Consider the following 2,335-nt stretch of genomic DNA (forward strand, 5'->3'; position numbering starts at 1 on the left):
GCGCTTCCTTAGCTCCTCGCCATAGGTCTTTGCCAGCCGTGGTCAGCTGCATAGGGGGAACCTCCGCAGGGTCGGTTCCCCATCCTTTTATCCCCTTCAGCGTCTCACATGTGTTTGTCCGGGTTCAGCCAGCCCCTGGCCCCAAGCCAAGAGGGCTTTAGGAGTGAGGGTTGATGCGGATGCTGGGCCCCATGGTGCTGGTCACGTAGACCGAGCGCAGGAAGGTGCCCTTGGCCGCTTCCGGCTTGCTGGCCTCGAGGGCCCGGATGAAGGCCCGGATGTTCTCGGCGATCTTCTCCGGGGGGAAGCTCACCTTGCCCACGGGGGCGTGGATAGCCCCGGTTTTGTCGTTCCGAAACTCGATGCGGCCCGCCTTGATCTCCCGGATGATCTCCCCGATGTTGAAGCCCACGGTGCCCGCCTTGGGGTTGGGCAGAAGCCCCCTCGGTCCCAGAATCCGACCCAGCTTGGAGCCCACGGCCCCCATCACGTCCGGGGTGGCCACAACCGCATCAAAGTCCATCCAGCCATCCAGGATCTTCTGGATGATCTCCTCCCCGCCCACATAGTCGGCCCCGGCCTCCTCGGCCTCCTTGATCTTCTCCCCCTTGGCGATGGCCAGAACCCGCACCTGCCTGCCCAGGCCGTGGGGGAGGGAAACCGTACCGCGCACGTTCTGGTCGGACTTGCGGGGATCGATGCCCAGCTTGGCGTGGACCTCCACGGTCTCGTCAAACTTGGCGGTGGCCAACTCCTTCACCAGCCGGGCGGCCTCGTCGATGGTGTAGACCTTGCTGGGGTCCACTTTTTCCAATAGGGCCCGGTAGCGCTTGCCGTGCTTAGGCATCCTTCACCTCCGGGGCACCCACCACCTCCACCCCCATGGAGCGGGCCGACCCTGCGATCATGCGGGCGGCGGCCTCGAGGTCGGTGGTGTTCATGTCGGGGAGCTTCTGCTTGGCGATCTCCAGAACCTGCTGCCAGGTGATCTTGCCCACCTTCTCCCGGCCGGGCTTCTGAGCCCCCTTCTCCAGCCCCGCCGCCTTGCGGATCAGGTAGCTGGCGGGCGGGGTCTTGGTGATGAAGGTGAAGGAGCGGTCGGCGTAGATGGTGATCTCCACGGGGACGATGGCGTCCCCCATGCTGGCGGTGGCCGCATTGAAGGCCTTGACGAACTCCATGATGTTGGCCCCGTGTTGGCCCAAAGCCGGGCCCACCGGGGGTGCCGGCGTGGCCTTGCCAGCCGGCAGCTGAAGCTTCACCACAGCAACGACTTTCTTCATTTTTCCCTCCTAGGCTCCCCCCAAGTTGGGGGTGCAAACGCCTCCTAAGCCTTGACCACCTGGGAGAAATCGAGCTCCACCGGGGTCTCGCGCCCAAAGATGGTGACCATGACCTTGACCTTGCCCTTTTCCGGGTTAATCTCGGTCACGGTGCCGGTAAAGTCGGCAAAGGGGCCGGAAACCACCCGGACCTGATCCCCTTCCCGGAAGGCCACCTGGGCCTTGGGGGCCTCCTTCTTGCCCAAAAGCCCCGACACCTCCAGGATGTGCCGCACCTCATCCGGGGAAAGGGGTACCGGCTTATGCCCTGCCCCCACGAAGCCGGTGATGCCCGGGGTACCCCGTACCACCTCCCAGGCCTCGTTGGGCTCCTCCTCGTCCCCCAGGTCCATCTGCACAAAAAGGTATCCGGGGAAGAGCTCCTTCTTGACGACCTCCTTCTTGCCCCCCTCGCGGAGTTCCACCACCTCCTCCGTGGGGATGAGCACCTGGAAGATCTTGTCCTCCATGCCGAAGGCCTTAACCCGCTTCTCCAGGTTGGCCTTGGCCTTCTCCTCCTGCCCCACGTAGGTGTGGACCGCGTACCATTCAATGCTCATCGCACAAGCCCTATCAGGAACCGGAAGACGAGATCGTAGAACCCCAAGACCACCATGGACACCACGGTGAAGACCAGGATAGCCTGGGTACCCTCCACGATCTGCTCCCGCGTGGGCCAGGTAACCCGGGCAAGCTCGGCCCGGGCTTCCTGGAAGTAGCGAACAATCCGGGTAAACATCAGACCTTCACTTCCTTGTGCACCGTGTGCTTATCGCACCAGGGGCAGTACTTCTTCAGCTCCAGCTTGGTGGTGGTGTTGCGCTTGTTCTTCTCGGTGGCGTAGTTGCGGCGCTTACACTCGGTGCACTCCAGGAGGATTTTAACGCGGACTTCGCTGGCCATGGTTCACCTCCTTTCCCCGCGGGGCGGCTAGCCGCCCCTAGGCTTACTCCAGGATCTTGGTGACCACGCCGGCGCCCACGGTCCGCCCACCCTCACGAATGGCAAACCGC

Annotated in this window: 6 protein-coding genes; all 6 read right to left on the reverse strand. The window is 63.6% G+C overall.

Annotated features, from left to right (window positions below):
• Positions 1-157 precede the first annotated feature (157 nt).
• On the reverse strand, positions 158-847 hold the full coding sequence (rplA, locus tag C2847_RS12050; protein WP_105318564.1) for a 50S ribosomal protein L1: 690 nt from the start codon (positions 845-847) through the stop codon (positions 158-160).
• A complete protein-coding gene (gene rplK / locus C2847_RS12055) occupies positions 840-1,283 on the reverse strand; it encodes a 50S ribosomal protein L11 (RefSeq protein WP_105318565.1) in 444 nt (147 codons plus the stop codon). Before rplK ends, rplA begins: the two co-directional genes overlap by 8 nt.
• 44 nt (positions 1,284-1,327) lie before the next feature.
• A complete protein-coding gene (gene nusG, locus C2847_RS12060) occupies positions 1,328-1,882 on the reverse strand; it encodes a transcription termination/antitermination protein NusG (protein ID WP_105318566.1) in 555 nt (184 codons plus the stop codon).
• Complete coding sequence (gene secE / locus C2847_RS12065; protein WP_105318567.1) at positions 1,879-2,061, reverse strand: preprotein translocase subunit SecE; 183 nt, start codon at positions 2,059-2,061, stop codon at positions 1,879-1,881. The genes nusG and secE overlap by 4 nt, the downstream gene beginning before the upstream one ends.
• A complete protein-coding gene (rpmG, locus tag C2847_RS12070) occupies positions 2,061-2,225 on the reverse strand; it encodes a 50S ribosomal protein L33 (RefSeq protein WP_105318568.1) in 165 nt (54 codons plus the stop codon). Before rpmG ends, secE begins: the two co-directional genes overlap by 1 nt.
• 43 nt (positions 2,226-2,268) lie before the next feature.
• The coding region (locus C2847_RS13085) for an EF-Tu C-terminal domain-related protein (protein WP_164835696.1) at positions 2,269-2,335 on the reverse strand (67 nt) is incomplete at its 5' end.

This window comes from Thermus tenuipuniceus (assembly GCF_002964845.1).
Taxonomy (GTDB): domain Bacteria; phylum Deinococcota; class Deinococci; order Deinococcales; family Thermaceae; genus Thermus; species Thermus tenuipuniceus.

Excerpts from the sequence above, each read along its gene's own strand:
- rpmG (WP_105318568.1), bottom strand. The coding sequence starts at position 2,225 with ATGGCCAGCGAAGTCCGCGTTAAAATCCTCCTGGAGTGCACCGAGTGT.
- rplA (WP_105318564.1), bottom strand. The coding sequence starts at position 847 with ATGCCTAAGCACGGCAAGCGCTACCGGGCCCTATTGGAAAAAGTGGAC.
- secE (WP_105318567.1), bottom strand. The coding sequence starts at position 2,061 with ATGTTTACCCGGATTGTTCGCTACTTCCAGGAAGCCCGGGCCGAGCTT.
- rplK (WP_105318565.1), bottom strand. The coding sequence starts at position 1,283 with ATGAAGAAAGTCGTTGCTGTGGTGAAGCTTCAGCTGCCGGCTGGCAAG.
- nusG (WP_105318566.1), bottom strand. The coding sequence starts at position 1,882 with ATGAGCATTGAATGGTACGCGGTCCACACCTACGTGGGGCAGGAGGAG.